At 60.4% G+C, this 1022-nt stretch carries 2 protein-coding genes; both read left to right on the forward strand.

All coding sequences use genetic code 11. The features are described from left to right. Positions 1-365: 365 nt before the first annotated feature. Entirely contained in the window at positions 366-728 is a 363-nt protein-coding gene (locus tag ABNX41_RS21865) for a hypothetical protein (RefSeq protein WP_438671786.1), read from the forward strand. Next, on the forward strand, positions 725-1022 hold a 298-nt coding region (locus ABNX41_RS21870), incomplete at its 3' end, for a transposase (RefSeq protein ID WP_438671787.1). The genes ABNX41_RS21865 and ABNX41_RS21870, both read left to right, overlap by 4 nt.

The following is a 1022-nucleotide window of genomic DNA, read 5'->3' on the forward strand; positions in this document are numbered from 1 at the left end:
GATGAAGATGGATGCCGAAATCGAGGTCCTTGACGACGTGCTGTCCGGCGTAGGCCTCGGCGGTGCGATATCCCGGGTGTTAAGCTGGAACCCCCTGAAGCGGTCGCGCCCCGGATAGTCCGGAATGTTGGGCGTCTTCCACGTCCCCGTGGCGTTGATGATGCCGAGCGCCGAAAACTCCCCTTTTCGGTGTGGATGCGGAAGCGATCGTCTCTCTCGATCACGGTCAGAACCCTGACCGGCCTTTGCACCGAAAGCACGAAACGGCGCTCATAATCTGCGAAATAGGCCGGTACCGCCGTTGCGGCCTGTAGGGTTGTCGCATCCGGTGGGATCGTCTCGGCGAACGGCATGCCGGGCAGGCCGTGGATGCGATTGACCGTGCTCAGCGTCAGCGAGGGCCAACGGAACTGCCAGTCGCCGCCGGGCGATGGCGATTGGTCCAGCGCGAGGGCTTGCCTCGGGATATCGAGCCCGAGCTTTCGAAGATGATGGCCGGAAGACAGGCCGACCTGCCCATCGCCGATCACCACGATCTCGGCCTTTCGGATCACCCGCATGTGCTATCCGTCCAATCCTCGCAGATCAAAATGCAGATCGCGCCATTCGCCACAATTTTGCCGCTCAACAAACGGGCATCCAAGAAATTTGGCATTGGATCGACTCTGTTTCACAAATTTCGTGAGGGATTCATCTTTTGGATCCAGGGTGATAGCTGGATCGCCTGAGCCGCCCGAGCACCCCGACCTACGAGACCTTGAACTGGCCCGAGTATAACAAGGCGCTAAAGCGCCGTGGGTCTCTGACGATCTGGTTTGATCCCGGCGTGGCATGGGCTGCGCTGCCGACGGGCAAGCGAGGCCGACAGCCCGTCTACACCGACGCCGCCATTCAGACCTGCCTGACGATGAAGGTTTTGTTCGGCATGGCGTTGCGGCAGACGGCAGGGCTCGTCGAAGGCGGACGTCCTGCCATCAGAAAATTTGGGCAGGAGAGACCCTCCAAAGTCCAATCGCAGGTTT

The organism is Pseudogemmobacter sonorensis (assembly GCF_042762395.1).
Classification (GTDB): Bacteria; Pseudomonadota; Alphaproteobacteria; order Rhodobacterales; family Rhodobacteraceae; genus Pseudogemmobacter; species Pseudogemmobacter sonorensis.